The following is a 26,238-nucleotide window of genomic DNA, read 5'->3' as shown; positions in this document are numbered from 1 at the left end:
AGGTCGATAAATAAATGAGCAATGAAACGACTAAAGGTGTAAGTGAAATAAAATTCAACGAGCTGATAGCCGATTTATGGCAGAAAAAAATAACCATCATCGTATCAACGATAGTTGGTTTTATTATTATGCTAGTTATTGGATTAAGCCTACCAGATTATTACCGGTCTGAGGTTACGCTGGTTCCTTCCGAGTCTTCAAATAAGTCTATGTTGCCGATTGGTGGTGAACTTGGAAGTATTGCAACCTTGGCAGGATTGGATGTTGGACAGCAAGGAATAGATAAAACACAACTGGCTCTAGAGATAATACAATCTAGACGGTTTATTAATGAATTTGCAGCTAATAGGCAGATTCTTCCCGATTTAATCGCTTACGACGAATGGGTTAAAGAGGGTCGACGAAATTTATATGACGACGAGCTCTATGATGCAAATTCTCAGCAATGGGTGGAAACCCAAGGCGGTACCCAGTTTCAACCGTCGACTGCTAGAATTTATAAAGAATTTACGGAGTTGTTAACTATCGAAACGGATAAAAATACAGGTGTAATTCGAATCGCCGTAAAACACTTTTCTCCAGATATTGCACAGAAATGGACTGAATGGTTGATTGAAGACATTAATAGCGAAATGCGCAAACGTGATGTCCAAGAAGCTCGAAATAGTATTAGGTTTTTAGAGAGCGAACTGAAAAACGTGACCTACTCGGAAATGCAAAGAGTATTTTTTCAACTAATGGAAAGTCAGTTGAAAACAATCATGCTCGCGGATGTGCGGCCTGAGTACGCTCTACAAACAATAGATCCTGCGGTGGTGCCAGAGCGACCAAGCGAGCCCAACCGAATTATTATTTCGTTTTTAGGCTTACTATTGGGTGGATTTGTCGGCGTAGTTATCGCATTAAATACAGGGAAACGGAAGGCAATCTGATGTTACTCAGCGTTATTGTACCTACGTTTAATCGCGCGGATATGCTTGAAAACCTACTAAATCGTTTTCAATCACTTATTGATGCTCGAGATTGTGAAGTTATTGTTGTTGATGATGGTAGTCGACCAGATCAAAGATCTAAGCTAGAACTATTGCAGAAACAGTTTTTAAATCGAGTTACTTTTCATTTACTAGCGTCAAACTCTGGCGGCGGATTTGCACGAAATGCCGGAGCTAAGATTGCAAGTGGTCGCTGGCTTTGGTTTTTCGATGATGACGACGATATCGACTCTGAAAACTTAGATACGTTGATAGATACGTTACGGAGCGACTCTGAAATCGATAACGACATGATTTTCCTAGCTTACAATGAGATTTTCGAAAGCGGCAAAAATAATTATGTTGTACCAACTGGAACAAAGCTTTTCGAGGAATTTCGTCGATACGGGCAAGCCGTTAATACATCTTGTTTGCTTATAACCAGACAACTATTTGAAAAAATCGGAGGCTGGGATCCTAGTTTGAAAGCTGGCCAGGACACGGATATTTTTTTAAGAGCATCATGCTATTCGGATGCTTACGTTATCTCTAATATTCATGTGAATGTATTTTTTCATGAAGGAGAACGAGTAACAACGAATCCCAGAAAGCAAGTTGTCGCAAAATTTCAGTTTCTCAAGAAGAACTGGAGGCTACTCCACTGGTCAAGACGTTTACGCTATTTAGTCACAATGATTTTTCTCGTGCCTTATATAAAGAAAACTTTGGGTAGATGAAAAAAATTAGCTTCGCCATAGTACTCTTCATTGCGTTCTATAAGGTCACGCTACTAAGTAGTGCTTTGTATCTTGTATTTCCAGTGACGATATTAGGGTTACTTTTGTTAATACGAGATAATCATTTAATTAAGGGTTTCATTGCCGATAATTTTCACGTTATTGGTGCTTTTTTACTGTTATTTGCATTTACCGTCCTCATTGATGTGGTCGGCGGCGGATTATCAAGCAATTTGATGGGATCATTCACGTTACGAGCCATCACATTAATTTTGATGAGTTTTATTCCCGCATTTGTGATTATTCATTATTACGTTGGTACGGATTTAAATAAACTTCGCAATATATTCATAATCGCGATAGCAATACAGATTATTTTTTGGCTAATCACTTTTCTCAGCACAGACATCAAAGTAGCCGTTTATTCTCTAAGTGGGCATGGTGACTCTGTTAATTTAAGACCGCATAACCTTTCTACTCGCGGATTCGGGTACACCAGTGAGATTAACTTTACTGGTCCATTCATGACAGTGGTCGTTGCTTTGATCTTTTTACGAAAATTCTTGTTTTCGGCTGCGGTGACTTTGATGCAACTTGTCAATTCAAACATGACAATTGTCGCAGCCGTTGGGGGATTAATTCTTAGTAAGATACCCAATTATTTAAAAGTATTGATTGTTGCGGTTGGCGTAATAGCCATAGGGATAGCAGGTAGTATTTTATTCCCAAGGTTTTACGATGAATTCATCACCGGCGGGGGAGTTCGGACCTTGATGATTTTGTTAGAAAATCATGTTGTCGTACTCAACAACAGTATGTGGGACAAGTTATACGGATTGGGTGTTTATATATTTGATGGTAATGAAAAAGTATACTCGGACATCGGTTGGGTAATCATGTTTAACTTTGGTGGGTGGGTTATTGTATTACTCTTTTTGATACTCCTCGCCACGCTTTCATATAGTATTTTTGGATTCAGTATGTTGGGATTGGCATGGTTTGGTTTTGGTTTAGTGCTAAATACAAAAGGTTTGTTATTTAGTCCGAATGCTTACATGTTCGTCTCATTTTTACTGCTTTTGTATGGCGCGCTCACGCAAAAAAAAGTGTCGCTTTAGACATTTGAGTAAAAAGTGTTGCGGATAGTCATTAATTTACCAGAAGCGAGTGATTAGGAATAAAATAATGTTTAAGGATAAAATCTTATTAATATCAGGCGGTACAGGCTCTTTTGGTAATGCCGTCCTTCGCCGTTTTCTCGATACAGACATCGCAGAGATTCGCATCTTCAGCCGCGACGAGAAAAAACAAGATGACATGCGTAAAGCGTACAACAATCCTAAGCTTAAGTTTTATATTGGTGATGTACGTGACTATCAAAGCGTGTTGAACGCAACACGTGGCGTTGATTTTATCTATCACGCAGCCGCGTTAAAGCAAGTACCATCGTGTGAGTTCCACCCCATGGAAGCTGTTAAGACCAACGTTATCGGTACAGAAAACGTTCTTGAAGCCGCTATTCAAAATCAAGTGAAGCGCGTGGTGTGTTTAAGCACCGATAAGGCCGTTTATCCAATTAATGCCATGGGCATATCAAAAGCCATGATGGAAAAAGTCATGGTGGCAAAATCGCGTAATGTAGATGAAAGCAAAACCGTTATTTGCGGTACCCGTTATGGTAATGTTATGGCTTCACGTGGCTCAGTTATTCCGTTGTTTGTAGACCAAATTCGTGCTGGTAAACCTATCACTATGACTGACCCGTCAATGACGCGATTCATGATGACCCTTGATGATGCAGTGGATTTGGTACTCTATGCATTTGAACACGGTAAAAACGGTGACATTTTTGTTCAAAAAGCACCAGCAGCAACCATCGACACACTATCTAAAGCCATTTTGTCATTGATTAATAAAGACGATTATCCAACTCAAGTGATTGGAACACGTCACGGCGAAAAACTCTACGAAGCGCTGCTTTCTCGCGAAGAGATGGCCTGTGCTGAAGATATGGGACAGTACTACCGTGTACCGCCAGATTTGCGTGACCTGAACTACGCCAAGTATGTTGAAGAAGGTGATAGCAAAATTAGTGAATTGGAAGATTACAATTCACACAACACCGAGCGCCTTGATGTTGATGGCATGAAGCAACTCTTGCTTAAACTAGATTTTATGCGTGCCTTTGCCGCGGGCAAGTACATTCATCCAGAAGGTTAAATCATGAAGCTGTTAATTACCGGAGCAAACGGATTCGTCGGTAAGAACTTGCAAGTTCATTTAAGTGAAATGCCTGACGTGAGCTATAAATGTTACACGCGCGAAAATCATGTCCGTGAACTTGAAAGCATGTTGCAAGACGTTGACGCCATTATTCATTTAGCTGGTGTGAACCGTCCGCAGCATGAACAGGAATTTCAAGAAGGCAATGCAGATTTAACCCAAGCATTGGCTGATGCGGTTCGTAGTGTTTCAAAAGAGCAGAAGCGTCGTATTCCAATTCTTTATAGCTCGTCGATACAAGCAGAGCGCGACAACCCGTACGGGCGTAGTAAAAAGGCCGCTGAAGATATCTTGCGCAAGCTTTATGGCGAAACGCAAAACCCAGTGTATATCTATCGATTAGCTAATGTGTTTGGTAAGTGGTGCAAACCGAATTACAACTCAATGGTAGCGACATTCTGTCATAACATAGCGCGTGATTTACCCATTCAAATTAACGATGAAAAAGCGCAGGTACAATTAGTTTACGTTGATGACGTGATAGATGCGTTTTTGAAAACAGTATTCAAGGCCATCACCGCGATTAAAAACAAGAAACCTGTGCCTATATCAGGTTTGAAACTTGCCGGGCCAGTGCATACCAAAACTGTGGGTGACATCGCCAAACACATTCAAGCATTCAAGAACAGCCGCGAAACGCTGATTACTGAGCGCGTTGGAACCTATTTTAAACGTAAGTTGTATTCAACGTACGTGAGCTATTTACCAACCGATAAGTTCACTTATACGGTGCCGAAGTATGGTGATGAACGCGGTGTATTTGTCGAAATGCTGAAAACGCCAGATAGTGGGCAGTTCTCTTTTTTTACAGCGCACCCTGGAATCACCCGTGGCGGGCATTATCATCACACCAAAACCGAAAAGTTTCTGGTAATCAAAGGTAAAGCGAGCTTTAAATTCCGACATGTTGTGACCAATGAGTTTTATGAGTTGTTTACTGACGGTGAGAACCCTGAAATTGTTGAAACGGTGCCTGGTTGGAGTCACGACATTACCAATATTGGCGACGAAGAGATGGTGGTGATGTTATGGGCGAACGAAATATTCGACAGAGAAAAGCCGGATACCTATGCTAGCCCTGTAATGAATAACACCGAACAAACGAAAAAATAAAAGAGCTGAAAAGAATGAAAAAACTAAAAGTCATGACAATTTTGGGAACGCGCCCAGAAATTATTCGTTTGTCACGCGTGATGGCCGCACTTGATCAAGTCGTCGATCACAAAATTGTTCACACCGGTCAAAATTATGATTACGAATTGAACGACGTTTTCTTTGAAGAACTCGGTGTGCGGCAACCCGATCACTTTCTCAATGTCGACACGTCAAGCTTAGGTCGTAGCCTCGGCGAAATATTGATTAAAACTGAGCAGGTGATTCTTGAAGAAAAGCCTGATGCCGTGTTAGTACTTGGCGATACCAACAGCGCCACAGCGACCATTATGGCAAAACGCATGAAAGTGCCGACTTACCATATGGAAGCAGGTAATCGTAGCTTCGATGCGAACGTACCAGAAGAGATCAACCGCAAATTAGTCGACCATCTTGCCGATTTTAACTTGGTATATACCGAACATGCTCGCCGTCATTTAATTAGCGAAGGCTTATCGCATCGCTTTATTTATTTAACAGGTTCGCCAATGCGCGAAGTGCTCGAACACTCACTCGATTCAATTCAGAACTCGAATGTCTTGAAACAACTCGAATTAGAACCGGGTAAGTTCTTTATTGTTAGCGTGCACCGTGAAGAGAACGTAGACAGCAAAGAGAATCTTGCCAAAGTGGTCGAAGCACTTAATGCGCTGTATGAAGTATATGGTTACCCCGTGGTGGTTTCGACGCACCCACGCACCCGTAACCGCCTTGAGAAACTTGGTTTAGATAAAATTAGCGGCGATATTCGCTTTTTAAAACCATTCGGTTTCTTTGATTACAACAAGCTACAAATGGAAGCATTCTGTGCCATTTCTGACAGCGGTACCATTAGTGAAGAATCATCTATTTTGAATTTCCCTGCAGTAACGTTGCGCCGATCCATTGAGCGCCCAGAAGCACTCGATACCGGCGCTATCGCGCTGACAGGCCTCGACAAAGACACTCTCATTGAAGGTGTTCGCATAGCAACAGCGAGTCGCGATGTGTTTTCAGGCACCGAGCGTGAAATTCCGGAAGAGTACAAAATCAGAAATACCTCAGAGCGTGTGGTGCGATTGATTACAGGAACCGCCAAACTCACACCGCATTGGAAGAATATGGATTCGTTTAGCCGATATGATTGGTAGTTAACAGCATGGCTAAATTGTTGCTATTAATCGATGACTATTTGCCTCATAGCACACGCGTTGCTGCAAAAATGTTTCACGAGCTGTCACTAGAGCTCGTGAAACTTGGTAACGAAGTTACCGTTGTGACTCCCAATTCAGTACTAGAGTCTTCATTTGAAGAGAAATTCATTGATGGTATTCGGGTTTGGTATTTCCAGAGTGGTGATGTCAAAACACCATCGAAAATCAAACGCGCAATTACCGAAACGTTATTGTCTTACAGAGCGTGGAGTAATCTCAAATTCAAATTCAAATCCGAAAGGTTTGACGGAATTGTCTATTATTCACCATCAATATTTTGGGGTGGGTTAGTAAAGCGATTAAAGCGACTGTACCAAGTGCCCGCTTATCTTGTGCTACGTGATATTTTTCCGCAATGGACCATTGATGCAGGTATGATCCGCGAAGGTTCGGTCATACATCGTTATTTCAAGTATTTTGAGTTGTTGTCTTATCGTCAGGCCGACATGATAGGGATGATGTCTGAGGCGAATATTAACTTTTTCAATCAACTTCATGGTAATGGCTTTCCACTTGAAGTACTCAGAAATTGGGCATCGCTTAATGAGCCGACCAAGCCACAATCTTATCTTTCACAAAGAGAGCGTCTCGGACTACAAAATAAAGTCATCTTCTTCTACGGCGGAAACATTGGTCATGCGCAAGATATGGCGAATCTCATGCGACTTGCTCGAGCGTTAAAAGACGAACCCGAAGCGCATTTTTTATTTGTAGGGCAAGGCGATGAAGTTGAGCTAATTAACCAACTTGCTAAAGAATGGCAGCTTGATAACGTCAGTTATCTTCCGTCTATTGATCAAGAGTCATTTGCTGCGCTGCTAGATGAAGTCGATATAGGTTTGTTCTCACTATCGAACAAACATTCGTCACATAATTTCCCTGGTAAGCTGTTGGGGTATATGCAGCATAAGCTGCCAATATTAGGTAGTGTGAACAAAGGAAACGATTTAATTAGCGTTGTTGATGCCAACAAAGCTGGTTATATAAGCATAAATGGCAACGACGAAATACTTTACAGTAATGCAATAACATTACTTTCAAGTTTAGACGAACGAACAAAACTTGGTGAAAATGGTTACAAATTGTTAACGAAAGAGTTCTCAGTAGAGGCCGCTGCGCAGCAAATACTCGTTAAATTACTCATGCCAAGCGATAAATAGTACAATTAGCTCAATTTGTGTACACATAAAGTTAACGTCTTCAAATGTAAATATGCTTACTGTCCGTGGCGTTGTAAACAACAATAGTGTAAAATTCGGCTTAATTTGGATATAAAAATAACGTATTCCGTCTGGAGATGACCCAAAGTATGTCCGTTTTACCGATTTTGATCGTATTAGCAGCGACAGCGTTAATGCTGCGGCTTATGCATCCTGTAGCCGTATTGATCGATTTGTTGGACAAACCTTGTAACCGCAAACAGCACACTGGCTCTGTACCTCTTATTGGTGGTATCGCGGTGTTTGGTGGGCTTGCGGTCGCTATGCTGTTTTCAGCAGAGCTCGCACTACATAGCCGGTTATTTCTTGTGAGCGCAGCCATGATGGTATTTATCGGAATGCTTGACGATAAATATGATTTAAGTGTGCGTCTTCGCTTAATTGGTCAATTCATCGCAGCAAGTGTCATTATTTTCGGTGGTGACTTATATATTTCAAATCTTGGTAACTTGTTTGGATTTGGAACTGTTGATATGGGAATGGCGGGTATCGTCTTCACATATCTAGCCGTGTTGGCGGCAATGAACGCATACAACATGATTGACGGTATCGATGGCCTCCTCGGCTCGATGGGCGTTATCTCCTTCTTCGGTATCGGTTTACTGGCAGCGCTAAACGGTCATGCTGAATTACAATTGATTGCGACATTAGCAGGTTTTGCGTTGGTGCCGTTCTTATTCTGCAACCTCTCAATTTCGAAACGCTATCGCAAAGTGTTTATGGGCGACGCTGGCTCTATGTTCGTCGGTTTGGCCGTTGTTTGGTTACTTACTCTAGCCACACAATCGCAATTCACAAGTGTTGAAACAGCGATTATCAGCCCAGTAACTTCATTGTGGTTAGTGGCCATTCCTATCATGGACATGGTCACTATTATGGTGCGTCGTGCTAAGAATGGCGTAAACCCAACCACACCTGATCGTGATCATATTCACCACTTCTACATGCGTGCAGGGTATTGCCCGCGTCAAACATTAATGATTCTTTGCGGTCAAGCCATTGTACTGGCGGCAATTGGCGTTGTATTGAACCAACTTCAGACCCCAGAATGGGCGTCATTACTCTTGTTCTTAGGCGCATATGCGGTATATTGTCGTCAGTTTAAGATGTTAAAACGCAAAGCCCGCGCATTAAGCGAAGCTCAACTAGAAAAATAATCGCAGTAAAACATACAGGAAGGAGACGGTAGTGCGCCGCATTCTCTCAATTACTGGCCTAGCCATGGTCATGCTATGGACTAGCCTTTTTGCATTTTCATACTCAGCGCAGGCACAGGTTGCCGGCGTTACCCCGCAGCAAATTGAACAATTCAAGCAGCTTCCGCGAGCTCAGCAAGAAATGCTGGCGCGCCAGTATGGTTTCGACCTGTCTTTACTCGATTCTCAAGATACCTCTACGGGCAGTCGCACGAACGAAGACCCACAAACGGTTTTCCCGCGGGGAACGACATTTGACGATAATGGCGATCCGGTTATTCCAGAAGATATCCGAGCACAATTCGCCGAAGAAGAAGGCGTACCGAAGCCATTCGGTTATAAACTATTTGCAGGTGAGCCGAGTACATTCGCACAAGTGACGGGTGCACCTGTTCCAAGCAACTACATTATTGGTGTAGGCGATACCATTTCGGTACAGCTATATGGCAAAGAATCTAAATCACATCAATTAAAAGTCGACCGTCAAGGGTTAATCACGGTTCCTGATCTCGGCCCTATTCAAGTGGCTGGGCTAACGTTCGACAAAATGCGCGAACTAGTTCAACAAGAAGTATCGCAACGCCTCATTGGTATGCAAGCCGCTGTGAGCATGGGCGAACTGCGTTCGATTCAAATTTTTGTGATGGGTGAAGCACATAAACCAGGTGCTTATACGGTAAGTTCACTCACCACCATTACTCAAGCGTTGTTTGTCAGCGGTGGTGTTTCAGATATCGCCTCGCTACGTAATGTGCAGCTAAAACGTGATGGCGAAACCATTGCGACGCTCGACCTCTACGATTTTCTCATTCATGGCAACATGGGCAACGACCGTCTATTGCAATCAGGCGATATGGTATTTATTCCATCGCGTGGCGACATGGTAACCGTTCAAGGTGAAGTAGTTCGTCCAGCAATTTACGAATTAAAAAATGAAGATAGCTTAGCGGAAGTACTTGAGCTTGCGGGTGGTGTGTTACCAACCGCTTATAAAAAAGCAACGCGCATTGAACGCGTTCGCGATGGTCGTCGTTTGGTCAGTACCGTAGATCTCGCCAATGCGAAAACCCTTAACGTGGGCAACGGCGACGTGGTTGAAGTGCCACAAGTATCGAACGAAATTGTCGATTCAATCATGTTAGTGGGTGCGGTTGCCCGCCCTGGTTACTATGAATTTAACCCTGGCATGAAAGTGTCAGACGTTATTACGAACATCAAAACCAGCTTACTGAGCTACGCCGATTTAGGTTATGGGCTGATCGTTCGCGAGCGTGATAATCGCGGCAATATCGAGTTGCATCAATTTGATGTGGCGGCAGCGGTTGAAGGCGACGCGGAACACAACAAACAACTCGAAGCGCACGACCAATTGGTTATTTTCTCGCGCTATGAAGATAAAAAGCTGCAAGATTTGCAGCTAACGGATTGGATTGTTAGCGAAACCGAAAAGCAACGCAAAGAGCGCAAACAATTGCTGAAAGATTACCGTCAGAATTATCTGCGTGGTTTGGTAGCAGAACAAAAGCGGGAGCTTGCAGAAGAAGAAGAGTCTCAGCGCTCTGAAACGCAAGTCGAGCTGCAGGGATTATTTACGCAGAGTAATATGGATAGCGATATTGCGAATGCAAAAATTGAAGAATATGCAGAATATTCGCGTAATAATTTGCTAGAGCCGATACTCACTAAGCTCCGTCACCAATTTAGCGAAAGTGGTAATTTACCTTTGGTGTACGTATCCGGCGAAGTGAAATACCCTGGCGTATATCCCTTAGTCGAAAAAGCTGATGCATCAGACCTTGTCGCAGCGGCCGGTGGTTTAAAAGAGTCAGCCTATTTAGCGCGCGCGGAAATTACGCGAACGCAAGTGAAGGGCGATGAAACCGTTACGGATTATTTAAGTTTTAACTTGTTCGATGCATTAATGGGTAAGCAAAACGTGCCAGTGAAGGGACGTGATAGCTTGAACGTATTTGCGATTCCAGATTGGCAGAACACGTTAGAAGTAATACTTGAAGGCGAAGTTAAATTTCCAGGTAAATATACAATTCGCCGTGGGGAAACTTTAACGGCTTTGATTGAGCGTGCCGGTGGTTTAACTGAATATGCATTCCCGCGCGGTGCTATTTTCACGCGTGAAGAGCTGAAAGAACTTGAACGACAACGTATGCAGGCATTGGCTCGCGAACTTCAGCATGAGGTGGCAACAAATAGCATTACTGGGAACAATCAAAGCAATATGAGTTATTCTCAAACTCGCCAGCTTCTGAAAGACTTGATGGAAGTGGAGCCGGTAGGCCGCCTAGTCATTGATTTACCGCACGTGATGAGTGGCAGCATGAATGCCGACATTCAATTGAAAGACGGCGATCGCTTGGTGATTCCAGCACAGCGCAATACTGTTAATGTGATTGGCGAAGTACAGCTAGCCAGTTCTTTCCTTTATGACGGTAGTTTGAACGTTGAAGACTATCTGCGTCGTGCCGGCGGTACGCGTAAGAAAGCCGACGAAGAACGTATCTTTATCGTTAAAGCCAACGGTTCCGTTGAGACGGTTGAGCTTGGTGGCTGGTTTAGTCTAGCGTCGAATAATCGCCTAGAACCAGGCGATACCATTGTGGTTCCGTTGGATACCGAGTACACCAACAATATGGAACTATGGCGTGATGCAACGCAGATTCTGTATCAGATTGGCGTCGCGTTGGCCGCACTGACCGCTATCTAGTGAACATGGATGAACAATGATTATAGAAAGTGATTTTCTGAACTTAGATACCACTTACCAAGGCGTCGATATCGACGCCTTGCGTGACTTTGCTGCGAAGCGTTTACCAGAAAATTTCGATAAGTTACGCACTCAACTTCTTCGTGGCGAATTCTATAATGCTACGGAAGACAGACATGTCAGCCATTGTTTAAATCGCTCAATCCACAACGTTGTCAGAGCCGGTAACGGTAAAAACCGATTCTGTACTATCGTACGTGAACTACGTGCTGGAAAGTGGCTGGGCGCTACCGGTAAACCGATTAAAGATGTGGTGAACATCGGTGTCGGTGGGTCTGACTTAGGGCCAATGATGGGTAGCTTTGCGCTGAAAGAATTTGCTGACGACAACAGTCTTCACCACTTAAGCGTGCACTTCGTAAGTTCAATGGACGGCGGCCAGCTTTACGCGGTGCTGCCAATTGTTGATCCTGAAACCACCCTATTCATCATTGCATCAAAAAGCTTCGGTACGATTGATACCTTGGCCAATGTCGATACCGTGAGAAAGTGGATTGAACCAACGCTCACGCAAGAGCAGTGGCTCAGCCGACATGTGATTGGCGTTTCAGCAAACAATCAAGCTATGACCGACTTTGGCATTCCACCAGCACAGCAACTGAGTTTTGCTGAATCAGTTGGTGGTCGTTTCTCGCTGTGGTCAGCCATTGGTTTACCCATTGCGCTCACGATTGGTTCTAATCAATTTGGGCGGATGCTTGAAGGCGCCAAAGCGATGGACGATCATTTTGCCAACGCACCGCTCGAGCAAAACATTCCACTGCAAATGGCACTTCTGGGCGTTTATAACCGTGAAGTACGCGAGATTAATAACCTTGCTGTTTTGCCATACGATGGCCGTTTGCGTTACTTACCGAGCTACCTACAACAGCTCGACATGGAAAGTAATGGCAAGCAATGCGACTTTGAAGGCAACGCCATTGATTACCCAACCGGACCCATTATTTGGGGTGGTTTTGGACCCAATGGTCAACACGCATTCTTCCAGCACTTACACCAAGGTTATGACAAGTTCTGCGCTGACTTCGTGGCAGTATTAAAACGTGCCGCGCCTGACTTTGAACCGGCTGTTCAAGAAGGCCTAGCAGAACAGCAGCGCCTCGCTGTGGCGAATTGCTTAGCGCACCGACGCCTCATGTGGTTTGGTGCTGAAAACGGTGAAGCGCGTAACCATTATATTGGTAACCACCCGTCGAATTTATTGTTTGTGGATGAGCTTACGCCGCAAAGTTTTGGTGCATTGATAGCTGCATATGAGCATAAAGTGTTTACTCAAGGGGTGATTTGGAACTTGAATAGTTTTGATCAGCCGGGAGTCGAAAAGGGTAAAAAGCTAGCAGTTGAAATTTTAAGCGTATTGGATGACGAGGTTGAATCATTATTTGATGAATCAACAGATGGTATTCTTTTACGATTTACAAAGATAAAAGGTCAATAGCCGTTGATATCATCGGAAGACAGGCGCTGATTCGTGTTGTTCAGCCTTCCTTTTGGGTTTAGCGAGAAGTAAATGAGTTCCTCAACTTTAAAAAAGTATTTAGCAAACACCAGCTGGATGTTCAGTGATAAGGTACTCAGTCTCGCTCTGAATTTTGTAGTATCGATTATTATCGCCCGTTATCTAGGCGCCGAAGACTACGGAACTTTAGCCTACGTACTTTCTTTAACTACGATTTTTACCGTAGCCGGACATATGGGGCTCAGCGGACTAGTAGTACGAGAGATAGTAAATAGCAAATCTGAACACGATGTTATTTTGGGCACATCTTATGCGATTAAGATGGCTGGAATGCTGTTAGGTTTCATCGGTCTTCTTGCGTACGCTGTCTTAACAGAACTAAACAATGTAACAGTTTTTTGGATGCTTATTTTCGCATCATTACCAATGCTAATACAGCCTATTACGGTTTTAGATTTTTGGTTTCAGTCGCAAGTGCAGGCAAGATTCACGGCAATTTCAAATACTTCAGGTTTAGTAGCGGCTTCGCTATTTAAATTGCTACTTGTTTTTTCAGGCGCTAGCGTTTTGTTTTTTGCGTTAGGAAACTTGATTCAATCATTTGTCGTTATGACCTTACTGATTTTCTTCTACAAAAGGTCATCGAGCTTATCAATTTCTGAATGGCGATTTGATAAGAACAAAGCAATAAGCTTGGTGAAGCAAAGTTGGCTTATTTTTGCCGGAGCAATTTTTGCTGTTATATACATGAAAATCGACCAAGTCATGTTGAAATTTTTTGAAGGTTCTACAAGTGTAGGCATATATGCCGTCGCAGCGCAGATATCCGAGGCTTGGTATTTTATTCCTACTATTATTGCCGCATCGATTTTTCCGAAACTAATTCAACTGCGTGAAAGTACTCCCAATGAATTCTACAGACGGCTCCAGCAGTTGTTCGATATCTTGTTTATCATTGGCCTAGTTATTGCTGTTATAACGACCTTTGTAGCGCCATTCGTAATCAATTTTCTATATGGTATAGAGTACCTTGAGAGTGCAAATATTCTTGTTGTGCACATCTGGGCTGGTATATTTGTAGCTCTTCGAGCTGCTTTTTCTAAATGGATCCTTATCGAGAACGCATTGGTTTTTTCTTTGGTTACTCAAGGAGCCGGGGCTCTATTAAACGTTGTGCTAAACTGGATTCTCATTCCCCACTTTGGTGCAATGGGTGCTGCGGTATCAACACTAATTTCGTATTCAGTCGCATCATTTTTTGCTCTGACGTTGAGTTCTCATACCAGACCGATATTTTGGATGATGTTCAAAGCGATGTTTGCGCCAATTCGATATCCATTAAGTCTGTCAAAATAATCTCTGTGGAGTTACTGAATTGAAGTCAACATTAAAGAAAATCTTACCTCAGCGACTTGTTCTGAAAGTACGGTATTTTTTCATGAACACTGAGGTGGCTTTGACTCGTATTTTTTCTAAAAATGCCGTTTTAGCTTCTATATATTACCTGTTGTTTAATAGAAGTTTTTATAGAGAACATCGAAGTGTTTTAGCGGGTCGTATAGCGTACAAAGCGTCATTGAAAAAAATTGATAGTTCAAACTATTTATTGAGACGCAACATTCATCGATTAGAGAAAGGTCTGATCATGCGGCCGCGTCGACCAATTTTTGCGCTTGATTATATTGCGGAAACAATTGAAATATATGGACGGTCTGTGAGTTCGCAAAAACTTTGTATCAGTGAAGCAAAGTGGGCTACGGACGTGCTTACCGAGTATTTCAATGTTGTCACTGCGAATAAATTAATTGAACGTTTGGCGAATGATTTTAACGAATACAAAGATAGCTATTTTAGGTTGTTAGCAAATAGAAAATTAGAAAATGAATCGCCAAACTTTATTCCATACCCTTCAAGCAAGCTTCCAAAGCTTGAGGTTACGTCTGACTCATTGCACCAGTTATTTTTACGCCGAAGATCGACTCGGTGGTTTGAAGAAACCCCGGTTGCAAAAGAACTACTACTTCAAGCAATAGACATGGCTTCGCTTGCCCCTTCAGCGTGTAACCGTCAACCATACCAATTTAAAATTTTGACCCAAGCTTCAGCAGCGCAACGAGTTGCAAAATTAGCGATGGGAACTTCTGGTTTTGTAGAAAATATACAAACGTTAATTGTGGTTGTTGGTGACTTAAGTGCTTATCCTTTTGAACGAGATAGGCACTGCATATATATCGACGCGTCACTTGCAAGTATGCAACTAATGTTAGCCTTGGAAACAATGGGGTTATCAACGTGCCCAATTAACTGGCCAGACATAGAGTCTCGAGAAATGAAGATGCAAGAAATGCTGAGCTTGCCGCACTATTTAAGACCGGTAATGCTAATTGCAGTTGGATATGCCGATAAAAATGGTGGTATTCCATATTCGCAAAAGAAAAGCAGTCAAACCCTCGCTGACTTCATTGAATTATAATGGAATAAGGCGGATTCCATTGGGTTAAATTTTTATTCTACAAATTTAGGTTTCAAGATGATTATAGAAATTAAAGGAATAGGAATTCCGAATAAAGGTGCAGAGTTAATGCTCGTAGCGATCATAGAGCATTTTCAAGACTTAGGGATTAATGCAAAGTTCGTTAGCGCACCACAGACTGACTATGAAGCTAGAGCTAGATACGGTTTGTATCAGCTCGCTACCTTACGTTTAAGAAGGTTAGACTTAAGCTGGCTATGGAATTTTGTGCCGTCTAGGCTTCGAAAGCAATACGGTATTGTTCTGCAAAAAGAAGTTGACGTGGTACTAGATGCATCAGGCTTTGCATACGGTGATCAGTGGGGAGTTGAAAAGCTAAAGCATAGGTTGACCTCTCGAATCAGAAGCATGAAGAATAATAAAACGAAAGTTATTCTAATGCCTCAAGCGTTTGGCCCGTTCAAAAAGAGCGGGTTTGCGAATGAGCTAATAACCTTAGCTGATCATGCGGATTTAATTTGCGTTCGTGATTCGCGGTCTTTTTCCTTTTTGAAGGATATCGTCGGCACTCGTGAAAATATTGTTTCATTTCCAGATTTCACTGGAATTGTTTTACCTGCATCAAATCAGGCTCACAAAGATAAAGATTACGGAATTTGTTTTATACCAAATTCGAAAATGGTTGAGATGAGAGGTGATGGAGAATTTTATCAAGATGAAATGTTTCAGGCGGTTAAATGGGCATCAGATTCTGGATTCAAGGTCACTCTTTTAGTGCACGAAGGCAAAAAAGACAAAATTCTTGCTAAAGATCTTCAAGAGAAAGTTGGTGGGAATATACAGTTACTAGAGGCAAGTGATCCAAAAGAAATAAAACAAATTATCTCGCGATCTCGAATTGTTGTTAGTTCTAGATTTCATGGTTTAGTCAGTGCTTTGAGTCAAGGGATTCCCGCGATCGCTACTGGATGGTCACATAAATATGCAGAACTTATGAACGACTACCAAGTTAATGAACTGATGGTTGAAGATTTTGCTGATATTAAAAACAAACTGCAGTGGCTTTCATCTTCTGAAAACTATGAATTGATTCGGGATAAACTGGTCGAAAGTTCTTCGCTTCAGAAGCAGGAAATTAAGCGAATGTGGTCGCACATAGATCAGGTGATTGGGGTAAATCAGTTGTGACGGATGCTAAGCAAGTTGCTCAAGACTCTTTGCCATTAATTACTGTTGTTATACCAACCTACAATGATTGGGAAGATCTTTTACGATGTATTACTGCTTTGCAGGAACAAACCTACCCGTCTGAAAAATATGAAGTGATTGTAGCCAATAATAATCCTAAAAATACAAAGCCGAGGTGGTTAGATAATTTTCTAACGATCAAAGTTATTGATGTCGAAATTCCTGGGTCCTACGCTGCTAGAAATGCTGCCTTAAAAATTGCTACGGGTGATGTGATTGCATTTACTGATTCAGACTGCACCCCTGAAAAGGATTGGTTGATGCAAGGTATTAGTCACTTATTACTTGGACATGACAGAGTTGCAGGACATGTTGCTCTATATTTTGAAAATGAACGGCGATCAGTAGCTGAGCTTTACGAAAAGATTTTCGCGTTTCAACAAAAAAGAAATGCGCAAAATGGTGAGTCAGTAACCGCTAATTTATTTACTTGGAAATCGTTATTCACAGACGTTGGATTTTTTGATGATTCACTCATGTCTGGAGGAGATTTGCAATGGAACAGAAGGGCATCAAAGCTCGGTAAAACAATATCCTACGCAGAGGAATGTGTGGTATATCATCCAACGCGAGCGACTTTAAAAGAGCTTCTAAGAAAGAAGAAACGAATAAGTCGCGGTGCAGTGGCAGCCGGACTAATTAAGAAATCAGATTATTTTATTAGGGGACTAGTCCCTCCTGTTTTTGTCATTCCAAGAATTTTTAAGACTCATGGTTTGACGTTCATACAAAAGTTAAGTGTCTTCGGTATCTGTTACCTTTTGAAAGTGTACAGTGTCTTTCAAGTATACGGATATATAATGGGCTTGGGCAAACAAACCCGTCGTTAGCTGATTTAGTAAAGGTAAGGTGAATTGTTCATAAAATGAAATGGTATGTCATCCGCACCAAACCGCGGCAAGAGCAGCGCGCGTTGGTGAATCTCGAGAACCAAGATATTGCGGCGTACTTGCCGCAAATTACGCTGGGCAAAGTACGGCGCGGTAAGCGGGTGCCGGTTACTGAAGCGTTGTTTCCTGGCTATATCTTTGCGCAGTTGGATGATTTTGCGGGATGCTTCCATAAAATCCGTAGCACTTTTGGCGTACAGAAGTTGTTAATGTTTGGTGAAAAGCCTGCGACAATTCCTGACGCACTGATTGAAGAATTAAAGACACTTGAACACGACCCCATTACTCAGGCTACTGCTGAACATCAGTCATCGCCACAAGTTGGTGATCAAGTTGAGATTGCCAGTGGTCCATTTGCAGGATTTATTGCGAAGATCATTGATTTAGATGGTGATTCTCGCTGTATCGTTCTCCTCGATTGGCTTCAAAAAGACGTACAAGCATCATTTTCGTATACCGAAGTGAAGAAAATCTAAGCACATTTCAAGCAACAATTGTTTACATTTTAGACAAAGAACACACCCCGCAATCCCGCACCGTACAAGCCATTCACATAAATTTAATTTTATTTTTCAGTTGTAAAAATTTAATTAAAATGCTCCAATATCGATAATATAAATACAACAATTAAACGCGTTAATAATAACAGAATACAATGAACGCGTTAGCAGAGAGCAATGTGGGAGCTGTAACCTAAGGGCGGTAGCGTGTCTGAAGTTAGGGCAAAAACACTGCACAAATATCGCACAATTCTTTTGCTAATTTCCTACAGCCTGCTATTCTTTCTGCATCATTCAAATTCATTTAGGGACAACAACAGATGACAAAATTGACTTCGTCTTTCGCTGCAGTGATGGTAGCCGTTGCTTTAACCGCAACACCAATTGCATTAGCTAATCCTGAGCCAGCACCGAAACCAGCGCCGGCTCCAGCACCTGCGCCGCAAACAGGTACAGCAGCAGGTGGCGCAGCCGCTGGTGGTGCCATCGGTGGTGTTACTGTCGCTGCAGTTGTTGCAACGGTTGTAGCTGTTGGCGTTATCGCTACTGTCGCATCGGATGATGACGACGAAACACCAACCACGGTGACGAACAACTAAATTGTGATAAAGCAATTCAAAACGGCCACTTCTTTAAGTGGCCTTTTTTATGGTTGTTTCGCGCTAGCGGCTATGACCACTCTTTCAGGTTGTAGCTTAATGCGGTCAACCCGGGTGCTGGATGAGTCTGCCAGTGCCGCCTCGCAAAGTCTGTACTATGCGTTTGCCGGTCAAACGGATGTAGAACTGACCGAGCAGGAAATAGCCGAGTTACAGTTCGCCGCCAACTATGTGCAATTTGAGAATCAAGCGCGAGCGCTCATTATTTTAGGATTCGATGATGGGCACTCACTGCAGTGGGTGTCGGCTAACAACGAAGTGATTACGACCAGCCTGACCGGTCGCGTTATTCGTACCGATAGCCTGCTAAGTAACCTTGAGCACGTTGCGAACTCTGAAGCTGATCCTTTAGCTTGCATTCAACAAGCACCCTCGATTGAGCAAGCTCAGCAATGTCAGCCTTCGTGGCAACGACTGATTACTACCGAACATAACGGGCAGTTTAGCCAGTGGTTAGTAGAAACCACCTTTGAAGTGGAAGATAAAGACGCTATCCGTATTGTTCGAGAAAACGGCACGGCAACACCAGTTTCTCGGCAGTCACACGCGGCAGAACCGAAGCTGATTTCAAATACCTTTGAGTTTGCGGCTTACAACAATGTGTTTAGGCCGGTTGCGTCGACGCAATGGATTAGCCCTGAATTAAGTGTGCTTCAACAACAAGAAGTGAAGGCATATAGCGAATACCTGTCAAATGACAGGTTTAAGCAGTCAATTGACACAAAAGATCAGAAAAACACGTCAAAAGACGCAAATAATAATCAAGGCATGTCAAATGATCATAAAAACCTGTCAAATGACATGTTTTTTCAAGATCAGCTATTCAGCCAGCCGCCTCAACTCACAAATCAGCAGATGTGGGTGCGTATTGAGCGTAGTAATGGCACCAAGGTAGATATTGTCACCGATGGTGAACCACGCATAAGCCAGTTACTCGATGCCGTGCCAACAGCGCAATCGGTGATGTGGCCGCAAACGAAGATCAGTAGCCCTTCACTTAGCCAACAATTTGAAGCGCGTAAGCAGGGCATGTATGTGCGATTAAAAATGCTTGCGCAAACTTTCCGATATGATGGTCAAGCAGATCTTGCGACAAAAGCTGACGCATTGGCCGATGCGTTTCTAACCTCGCCATTAAAGCCAAGTTACGTCACAGATTTCTCGCGCGCTAAGGCACGACAGGATTTGTCGCAGAATCCGTTGCTAAATCACGCGCAGGTTGGCGCGGGCCGAATAAATAATGAGCCGCATTACACCATTACGTTAAGCGCGTACTACGACCAAACGCAGCTGCCGGCCTTACCAATTGCTGACCATGAATTACCGAAAGGCTTTCGTGACGTAAACCAGCAATTACGAATGTTCATGCAATACTGGCACTTTACCGAAGCAGTAGGGCAGCACTAGATGGCATTGACTAGCTCAGCTTTGGTGATATTGGCAAGTAGTGCTTGGCAGCCTGTAAGCTTTCAGCCCGAGACAGTCAATCAGAGTGATTTTGGTGGTGTTGGTTTAATGCAAACACCAACGGCGCGCATGCATAATGAAGGTGAATTCTCGTTAAACTACGTGGATAACGAGCAGTTTCGTCGGATGTCGGTGAGCTTGCAGGTGTTTCCTTGGTTGGAAGCGACGGCGCGATATACGGATGAGCGCGAAGTGAAGTGGGGCGGTGGCCCTGACTTTAGTAACAACCAAACCAATAAAGACAAAGGCTTCGACGCCAAATTCAGGTTGTGGCTAGAAAGTGAGTACTTACCGCAGGTGGCGCTTGGATTGCGTGATATGGGTGGTACTGGTTTGTATGCTGCAGAATATATTGTCGCAAATAAACGCTTTGGGAATTTTGATATAAGTCTTGGTATGGGATGGGGTTACCTCGGTCGTCGTGACAATATGACTAACCCGTTTTGTGAAGTTGCTGACAGATTTTGTGAACGACCAGTAGAAACTTCAGGACGTGGTGGCGAGTTTGAAGTTGATGAAATGTTTCGTGGTCCGGCAGCAGTGTTTGGCGGCGTACACTATCAAACACCGTGGCCGCAACTTCAACTGATGGCCGAATACGATGCGAATGATTACAGTCAAGACCGCGTCGAAACGCCCATTCAAGTCGATAGTCCTTGGAACTTCGGCGCAAACTACGCGGTATCTGATAACCTCAACTTAAAGCTCAGTTATCAACGTGGTAACACGTTCATGTTTGGGGCAACTTTCCATTTCAACTTGGCGACGATAAGCCAAGCTAAGTACGAGCCAGCGCCACAAAAAGTTGGTTACAGCGAAACGCGCGAACTCAGCCAAGTTGATTACGAGCGGTTAAGCCAAGATTTATTGCGCGAAGCTGGCTATAAAGTGCATGCGGTTGAAACTGATAAAACCCAACAACGCGTGACGTTCTACACCACGCAAACACGCTACAGAAATAGTGAGCAGGCGGCCGAAAAAGCCGCAAGCATTCTCGCAAATAACTTGCCGGAAGAAGTCACAAGCTATGAGCTGGCGCAAACCGATAACGGTTTAGCATTAACTCAACATAACGTTGATGCCATGCGCTTCAAACAAGCAGCTCGCGGTGAGCGGTTCTTCGCAAAAACCGAACAAGCGCTCAGTGAATCAGATGTTCGATATAGCTCAGCTGATTCAACCAAACGCTTGTACACCCGTGAAGCGGCAACATCAAAACAAGACAAGTGGAAATTCGCCGTACGCCCCGATTTAGATCAAGCGTTTGGTAACCCAGAAACCTTTTACCTGTATCAACTGAGTTTGTTTGGTACCGCCGATTGGCAACCGAGTGCCAATTTCAGCATCAATAGTTCGGTGGGTTTAAATCTCATCAATAACTACGATGAATTTAACTTCTTGGTGGATAACCTCGATACGCCGTTACCGCGTGTGCGTACCCGCATTCGTGAGTATTCCGTTGCCAACGATGTTTGGTTGCAGAACTTACAAGCAACCTATACGCATCAATTCAGCCGTAACTGGTATGGTCTAGCGTACGGTGGTTATTTAGAACGCATGTTTGCCGGTGTTGGCGGTGAAGTTTTGTATCGTCCGCATAATAGCGATATCGCCTTTGGCTTCGATGTAAATTACGTGAAGCAGCGTGAGCCAGATAGTTATACGGCTTTAGAAGATTACGATGTGCTGACTGGTCACGCCGCCATGTATTGGCAACTGCCATTTATCGATGACACTTTGCTCACGTTAAAAGCCGGGCGTTTCTTAGCGGGTGATGAAGGCGTACAAGTCAACTTCGCCCATGAGTTTGATTCAGGCGTGATAGCTGGCGCCTATGCCGCCTTTACTAATGTCAGTTCAGAAGATTACGGTGAAGGTGGTTTCACAAAAGGCTTTTACTTAAACATTCCATTTGATTTATTCTTTGTAAAACATACAAAAATGCGTGGTACCGTGGGTTGGAACCCAATCACCCGTGACGGCGGCCAAATGCTCAACCGCAGCCGCCAACTCTACCCCATGACCGAAGGAAGGTAGCCCGCCGTTCCACGGCGGGTAGCGCGCAGCGCTGTTAATCTCGAATTCAAAAATAGAAGCAAAATAATGAAATCAAAACTATTACTTATATTCTCAGCCTCACTACTAACAACAAGTTGCGCTTTCGCCCCAGGTAGCCACATTCCAACCGATGGCAATCTCTTTAGCGACGACAACCGTGACGCCAGCCAACAAGAATTCAGTGAAGCTGATTTCAGCAAGTTAGTCAGCACCTACACCATTAGCCCAATGCTTCTGGCTGAACTCAACGCCGCAACACCCAAACCAGAGTTCAACAGCGAACTAGAAAATCAACGCCAACAGTACGATTACCGCGTAGGTAAAGGCGATATCTTAAACATTACCGTGTACAACCACCCTGAGCTAACCATTCCAGCAGGCTCTATGCGTAGCGCACAAGAATCGGGTAACTGGGTTCACAACGACGGGACCATTTTCTATCCGTACATTGGTAAAGTCGAAGTTGAAGGTATGCGTGTAAGTGAAATCCGCGACATTATTGCGAAGCGCCTTGCTACCTATATTGAAAGCCCACAAGTAGATGTCACGGTAGCGAGTTTTCGTAGTCAGCGCGTTTACGTGACCGGCGAGGTACAAAAGCCAGGGGTGCTGCCAGTTACCAACGTACCCATGACCCTTATTGAAGCTGTTAGCGAATCGGGCGGTTTAACGCCGGAAGCCGATTGGACAACAGTAACCCTCACACGTAACAACCAAGAATTCGATTTCAACCTGAGAGAGCTATACCAGCAGGGCAACACCGATCAAAACATTCTGCTACAACCAAACGATGTGCTACACGTTGCCCGCAACGATCAGAATAAAGTATTTGTGCTAGGTGAAGTGCGCCAACCGAAGAGCTACATGATGGGCCGCAGCGGCATGACGTTAGCCGAAGCCCTAGCTGATGCTGGCGGCTGGTTCGAAGCAACCGCCGATGCCGAAGGCGTATTTGTGATTCGCGCAGCGAACCCTGCGTCAGGACGTGTCGCAGAGGTGTACCAACTCAACGCCAAAAACGCTACCGCCTTGGTACTTGCGGAACAATTCAAACTGCAACAACGCGACATCGTTTACGTAACCGCCGCCCCAGTAGCCCGCTGGAACCGCGTCATCAGCCAGCTTCTACCGTCCATCACCGGCCTCTACTCACTGGGTAGATTCCAAGATGACGTCCGTAACTAATGTTGGTCGCTTACGCGCCCGCTATTGTAGCCCGGCGTTCCACGCCGGGTAGCGCAAAGCGCTGTAAATATCTGAGGTTTATTTAATTGTTTAACAAAATACTAGTAGTCTGCCTTGGCAACATCTGCCGCAGCCCAACAGCTCAATTCCTGCTGCAGCATCACTTGCCAAACAAAACCATCCACAGCGCTGGCATAACTGCCATGGTACGCGATGGTAAAGGCCATGACATGGATAAAACCGCACGTGAAATTGCGGCAAAAAATGGCTTTGAGTTCCCAAAGCATGAAGCGCAACAGCTAACACGCGAACTCATCGGCCATTACGATTTAATTTTAGTGATGGAAAATAACCATCGCAGCCATATTGCGAACCGTTACCCTGAAGCTCATGCCAAAACGATGTTATTAGGCCAATGGCTTCAACAAAGCGGAAAAGAAATTCCAGACCCATACAAAAAAAGCGAAGAGGTGTATCAGCATGTCTTCGAATTAATTAATAAGAGTTGTGATCAATGGAAAACAAAACTGTGACAATGCCGAACCCAAATATTCAACCGCAACGCAATGATGAAGATGAGATCGATCTCGGCAGACTCTTTGGTTTACTGATTGATCACAAATGGCTCATTGCTCTTATTACCGCAGCCTTCATGTTTGTGGGCGTCGTTTACGCGATGCTTGCCACACCGATTTATCAAGCGGATGCGTTGCTTCAGGTTGAGAAAAAATCATCAGGTATCCCAGCCTTGGGTGAAATGTCTGAGATGTTCGCAACTGAAAGTGAGGCCGCAACAGAAATCGAGATCATGAAATCACGGATGGTGATTGGTGCCGTTGTTGACCAACTCGAGCTCACCAATGTGGTTAAGCCAAATTTCATGCCATTTATTGGTGAGTTTTTGGCACGTCGCTCAGGTGAAAATAATCAAGTAGTATTAGAAGCTCTGCAAGTACCTGAAAGCCAAATAGGTAAAGAGCTTAAGCTGCGTCTGAAAGATAAAACGTTCACCTTATTTGATAGTGAGAGTGAGGAAGTAGTTACTGGTGTGGTGGGAACGCCTGCCGAGAATGGTAGCTGGTTAATTCATATTTCAGATGCAGTAACTGCTAACACCAATAGTTTTACGTTGGTGAAACTAAACCGCTTGAAAGCCATAAATGATTGGCAGGCGGCACTGAGTGTCATTGAACGTGGTCGTCAAACAGGTATTTTAAGTGCAAGCATACAAAATGCCAATGCCAAGCATGCTGAGCGCGTATTAGATGCGATTGCAACGGAATACATGTTGCAGAACATTCGCCGTAATGCCGCTGAGGCGGAAAATAGCTTAGAGTTTTTGCAGCGCCAAATTCCAACCATTAAAGAAAACTTGAATGAGGCTGAAGAAAAACTTAATTCTTATCGGTTGCAGAGTCAGTCAGTCGATTTAAGCCTTGAAACGCAAGGGTTACTTGAGCAGTTGGTTGAATTAGAGAAGCGCATTAATGATTTAACCTTGAAAGAAGCTGAGCTTAGTCGTTTATATACTAAGCAGCACCCTAGCTATCAGGCGTTGATTGAACAAAAAGCAAACTTAGAAGCAGACCAGAAACGTTTAAGTTCACAGATTCAAGAACTACCTGAAACGCAACAACAGGTTTTGCGTTACACGCGTGACGTTGAAGTCAATCAAGAGATTTACTTGCAGTTACTCAACCGCATGCAAGAGTTGAATGTGTTAAAAGCAGGCACCGTTGGCAATGTTCGCATTCTTGATAACGCTGCAACAAAACCCGAGCCTGTGGCTCCCAAAAAACCTTTGATTGTTGTTTTGGCAACAATGTTAGGTGGGATGTTATCGGTTGGCTTGGTATTTGTGAAAGCAGCACTGAATCGAGGTGTTGAGAGCGCCGAGCAGCTAGAAAATGAAGGAATTAATGTTTACGCCTCGGTACCTAAATCAGAAGTGCAAGAGACTATGGATCAGCGTTTGGTAAGAATGGCCAAACGCAAAACGCATGAAGTGATTAAAGCACCATTGTTAGCAAAAGAAGATCCGACTGATTTAGCGATTGAAGCCTTGCGTGGTTTGCGTACCAGCTTACATTTCGCAATGTTGGAAGCGCGTAATAACATCATCATGATTTCAGGCCCTAGCCCTGCTGTGGGGAAAAGCTTCGTTACAGCGAATTTAGCAGCAGTATTAGCCCAAGCAGGTCAGCGCGTTCTTCTAATTGACGGCGACATCCGCCGCGGCTACCTGCACAGCATGCTCCAAGCGAATAATGATAAGGGACTAGCCGACCTGTTAGTAGCCCGTCGTTCCACGACGGGTGGCGAAGCCGTTAATGGTAATTCTTCTGAACTGGTCGACTATAAGCCATATATCCAATCCGGCTACATAGAAAACCTAGACTTCATTCCACGAGGAACCTCAGCACCAAACCCAGCTGAACTTTTGATGCACCCAAGAATGAATAATTTCATGGAACAGGTATCCAAAGAATACGATTACGTATTAATCGATACGCCACCAATTCTTGCGGTGACAGATGCTGCGATTGTAGGAAGCTATGTTGGCACAACACTTCTTGTAGCCCGATTCGGCTTAACGCCAGCAAAAGAGATGATTCACACAATAAAACGTTTCAATCAGAATGGTATAGAGATAAAAGGCGTAATTTTAAACAGCGTTGAGCGTAGGACAAGTGTGTATTACGGTTATAATTACATGTATGGCTACGAATATAAGCCAGAAAGTCAATGACTGGCTGATGTTTATC

Annotated in this window: 21 protein-coding genes; all 21 read left to right on the top strand. The window is 43.7% G+C overall.

Annotation, left to right across the window (positions count from 1 at the left end; translation table 11 throughout):
• Window positions 1–14 precede the first annotated feature (14 nt).
• The 21 genes from LG272_RS11135 to LG272_RS11035 all read left to right on the top strand — a co-directional run bounded on the left by LG272_RS11135 (window position 15) and on the right by LG272_RS11035 (window position 26,222).
• On the top strand, window positions 15–932 hold the full coding sequence (locus tag LG272_RS11135; protein WP_404408613.1) for a Wzz/FepE/Etk N-terminal domain-containing protein: 918 nt from the start codon (window positions 15–17) through the stop codon (window positions 930–932).
• Window positions 932–1,708: a glycosyltransferase family 2 protein gene (locus LG272_RS11130; protein WP_404408611.1), complete on the top strand. Its 777-nt coding sequence runs from the start codon at window positions 932–934 to the stop codon at window positions 1,706–1,708. The genes LG272_RS11135 and LG272_RS11130 overlap by 1 nt, the downstream gene beginning before the upstream one ends.
• On the top strand, window positions 1,705–2,826 hold the full coding sequence (locus LG272_RS11125) for a hypothetical protein (protein WP_404409985.1): 1,122 nt from the start codon (window positions 1,705–1,707) through the stop codon (window positions 2,824–2,826). Before LG272_RS11130 ends, LG272_RS11125 begins: the two co-directional genes overlap by 4 nt.
• Before the next feature lie 67 nt (window positions 2,827–2,893).
• Complete coding sequence (locus LG272_RS11120; protein ID WP_404408609.1) at window positions 2,894–3,928, top strand: polysaccharide biosynthesis protein; 1,035 nt, start codon at window positions 2,894–2,896, stop codon at window positions 3,926–3,928.
• Between the two features lie 3 nt (window positions 3,929–3,931).
• On the top strand, window positions 3,932–5,104 hold the full coding sequence (locus tag LG272_RS11115) for an NAD-dependent epimerase/dehydratase family protein (RefSeq protein ID WP_404408607.1): 1,173 nt from the start codon (window positions 3,932–3,934) through the stop codon (window positions 5,102–5,104).
• Window positions 5,105–5,118: 14 nt separating this feature from the next.
• Window positions 5,119–6,273, top strand: coding sequence for a non-hydrolyzing UDP-N-acetylglucosamine 2-epimerase (gene wecB, locus LG272_RS11110; protein WP_404408605.1), 1,155 nt, complete (start codon window positions 5,119–5,121; stop codon window positions 6,271–6,273).
• A gap of 8 nt (window positions 6,274–6,281) precedes the next feature.
• Window positions 6,282–7,496 (top strand): glycosyltransferase family 4 protein, encoded by a 1,215-nt coding sequence (locus LG272_RS11105; protein ID WP_404408603.1) that lies wholly within the window; start codon window positions 6,282–6,284, stop codon window positions 7,494–7,496.
• 149 nt (window positions 7,497–7,645) lie between these two features.
• On the top strand, window positions 7,646–8,713 hold the full coding sequence (wecA, locus tag LG272_RS11100) for a UDP-N-acetylglucosamine--undecaprenyl-phosphate N-acetylglucosaminephosphotransferase (protein WP_404408601.1): 1,068 nt from the start codon (window positions 7,646–7,648) through the stop codon (window positions 8,711–8,713).
• Window positions 8,714–8,744: 31 nt separating this feature from the next.
• Complete coding sequence (locus LG272_RS11095; protein WP_404408599.1) at window positions 8,745–11,474, top strand: SLBB domain-containing protein; 2,730 nt, start codon at window positions 8,745–8,747, stop codon at window positions 11,472–11,474.
• Between the two features lie 16 nt (window positions 11,475–11,490).
• Window positions 11,491–12,972, top strand: coding sequence for a glucose-6-phosphate isomerase (gene pgi / locus LG272_RS11090; RefSeq protein WP_404408597.1), 1,482 nt, complete (start codon window positions 11,491–11,493; stop codon window positions 12,970–12,972).
• Between the two features lie 72 nt (window positions 12,973–13,044).
• Window positions 13,045–14,349, top strand: a complete 1,305-nt coding sequence (locus tag LG272_RS11085) for a flippase (protein WP_404408595.1) — start codon at window positions 13,045–13,047, stop codon at window positions 14,347–14,349.
• Window positions 14,350–14,431: 82 nt separating this feature from the next.
• Window positions 14,432–15,466, top strand: coding sequence for a nitroreductase family protein (locus LG272_RS11080; protein WP_404408593.1), 1,035 nt, complete (start codon window positions 14,432–14,434; stop codon window positions 15,464–15,466).
• A 57-nt stretch (window positions 15,467–15,523) separates the two neighbouring features.
• The gene (locus LG272_RS11075) at window positions 15,524–16,654 is read left to right on the top strand and encodes a polysaccharide pyruvyl transferase family protein (protein WP_404408591.1); all 1,131 of its coding nucleotides are present in this window, start codon (window positions 15,524–15,526) and stop codon (window positions 16,652–16,654) included.
• Entirely contained in the window at window positions 16,651–17,544 is an 894-nt protein-coding gene (locus LG272_RS11070) for a glycosyltransferase (RefSeq protein ID WP_404408589.1), read from the top strand. Before LG272_RS11075 ends, LG272_RS11070 begins: the two co-directional genes overlap by 4 nt.
• A 35-nt stretch (window positions 17,545–17,579) precedes the next feature.
• Window positions 17,580–18,080 (top strand): transcription/translation regulatory transformer protein RfaH, encoded by a 501-nt coding sequence (gene rfaH, locus LG272_RS11065; RefSeq protein WP_404408587.1) that lies wholly within the window; start codon window positions 17,580–17,582, stop codon window positions 18,078–18,080.
• A 344-nt stretch (window positions 18,081–18,424) separates the two neighbouring features.
• A complete protein-coding gene (locus LG272_RS11060; RefSeq protein ID WP_404408585.1) occupies window positions 18,425–18,703 on the top strand; it encodes a hypothetical protein in 279 nt (92 codons plus the stop codon).
• Between the two features lie 99 nt (window positions 18,704–18,802).
• Complete coding sequence (locus LG272_RS11055; RefSeq protein ID WP_404408583.1) at window positions 18,803–20,170, top strand: YjbF family lipoprotein; 1,368 nt, start codon at window positions 18,803–18,805, stop codon at window positions 20,168–20,170.
• Window positions 20,171–22,267 carry a YjbH domain-containing protein gene (locus tag LG272_RS11050; protein ID WP_404408581.1) on the top strand — a complete coding sequence of 699 codons (2,097 nt, stop codon included), beginning with the start codon at window positions 20,171–20,173 and terminating at the stop codon, window positions 22,265–22,267.
• A 66-nt stretch (window positions 22,268–22,333) separates the two neighbouring features.
• Window positions 22,334–23,473, top strand: a complete 1,140-nt coding sequence (locus LG272_RS11045) for a polysaccharide export protein (RefSeq protein WP_404408579.1) — start codon at window positions 22,334–22,336, stop codon at window positions 23,471–23,473.
• Between the two features lie 86 nt (window positions 23,474–23,559).
• Window positions 23,560–24,006: a low molecular weight protein-tyrosine-phosphatase gene (locus LG272_RS11040; protein ID WP_404408577.1), complete on the top strand. Its 447-nt coding sequence runs from the start codon at window positions 23,560–23,562 to the stop codon at window positions 24,004–24,006.
• The gene (locus LG272_RS11035) at window positions 23,988–26,222 is read left to right on the top strand and encodes a polysaccharide biosynthesis tyrosine autokinase (RefSeq protein WP_404408575.1); all 2,235 of its coding nucleotides are present in this window, start codon (window positions 23,988–23,990) and stop codon (window positions 26,220–26,222) included. Before LG272_RS11040 ends, LG272_RS11035 begins: the two co-directional genes overlap by 19 nt.
• Window positions 26,223–26,238: the final 16 nt, after the last annotated feature.

Source organism: Pseudidiomarina marina (assembly GCF_044807045.1).
GTDB classification, from domain to species: domain Bacteria; phylum Pseudomonadota; class Gammaproteobacteria; order Enterobacterales; family Alteromonadaceae; genus Pseudidiomarina; species Pseudidiomarina marina.
Note: the sequence above shows the minus strand (reverse complement) of the source record. Positions and strands in the feature narration are given on the sequence as shown.

What these genes read in the sequence shown, in the direction of transcription:
- LG272_RS11135 (WP_404408613.1), top strand. Translation starts at nt 15, where the DNA reads ATGAGCAATGAAACGACTAAAGGTGTAAGTGAAATAAAATTCAACGAG.
- LG272_RS11130 (WP_404408611.1), top strand. Translation starts at nt 932, where the DNA reads ATGTTACTCAGCGTTATTGTACCTACGTTTAATCGCGCGGATATGCTT.
- LG272_RS11125 (WP_404409985.1), top strand. Translation starts at nt 1,705, where the DNA reads ATGAAAAAAATTAGCTTCGCCATAGTACTCTTCATTGCGTTCTATAAG.
- LG272_RS11120 (WP_404408609.1), top strand. Translation starts at nt 2,894, where the DNA reads ATGTTTAAGGATAAAATCTTATTAATATCAGGCGGTACAGGCTCTTTT.
- LG272_RS11115 (WP_404408607.1), top strand. Translation starts at nt 3,932, where the DNA reads ATGAAGCTGTTAATTACCGGAGCAAACGGATTCGTCGGTAAGAACTTG.
- wecB (WP_404408605.1), top strand. Translation starts at nt 5,119, where the DNA reads ATGAAAAAACTAAAAGTCATGACAATTTTGGGAACGCGCCCAGAAATT.
- LG272_RS11105 (WP_404408603.1), top strand. Translation starts at nt 6,282, where the DNA reads ATGGCTAAATTGTTGCTATTAATCGATGACTATTTGCCTCATAGCACA.
- wecA (WP_404408601.1), top strand. Translation starts at nt 7,646, where the DNA reads ATGTCCGTTTTACCGATTTTGATCGTATTAGCAGCGACAGCGTTAATG.
- pgi (WP_404408597.1), top strand. Translation starts at nt 11,491, where the DNA reads ATGATTATAGAAAGTGATTTTCTGAACTTAGATACCACTTACCAAGGC.
- LG272_RS11085 (WP_404408595.1), top strand. Translation starts at nt 13,045, where the DNA reads ATGAGTTCCTCAACTTTAAAAAAGTATTTAGCAAACACCAGCTGGATG.
- LG272_RS11080 (WP_404408593.1), top strand. Translation starts at nt 14,432, where the DNA reads ATGAACACTGAGGTGGCTTTGACTCGTATTTTTTCTAAAAATGCCGTT.
- LG272_RS11075 (WP_404408591.1), top strand. Translation starts at nt 15,524, where the DNA reads ATGATTATAGAAATTAAAGGAATAGGAATTCCGAATAAAGGTGCAGAG.
- rfaH (WP_404408587.1), top strand. Translation starts at nt 17,580, where the DNA reads ATGAAATGGTATGTCATCCGCACCAAACCGCGGCAAGAGCAGCGCGCG.
- LG272_RS11060 (WP_404408585.1), top strand. Translation starts at nt 18,425, where the DNA reads ATGACAAAATTGACTTCGTCTTTCGCTGCAGTGATGGTAGCCGTTGCT.
- LG272_RS11055 (WP_404408583.1), top strand. Translation starts at nt 18,803, where the DNA reads ATGCGGTCAACCCGGGTGCTGGATGAGTCTGCCAGTGCCGCCTCGCAA.
- LG272_RS11050 (WP_404408581.1), top strand. Translation starts at nt 20,171, where the DNA reads ATGGCATTGACTAGCTCAGCTTTGGTGATATTGGCAAGTAGTGCTTGG.
- LG272_RS11045 (WP_404408579.1), top strand. Translation starts at nt 22,334, where the DNA reads ATGAAATCAAAACTATTACTTATATTCTCAGCCTCACTACTAACAACA.
- LG272_RS11035 (WP_404408575.1), top strand. Translation starts at nt 23,988, where the DNA reads ATGGAAAACAAAACTGTGACAATGCCGAACCCAAATATTCAACCGCAA.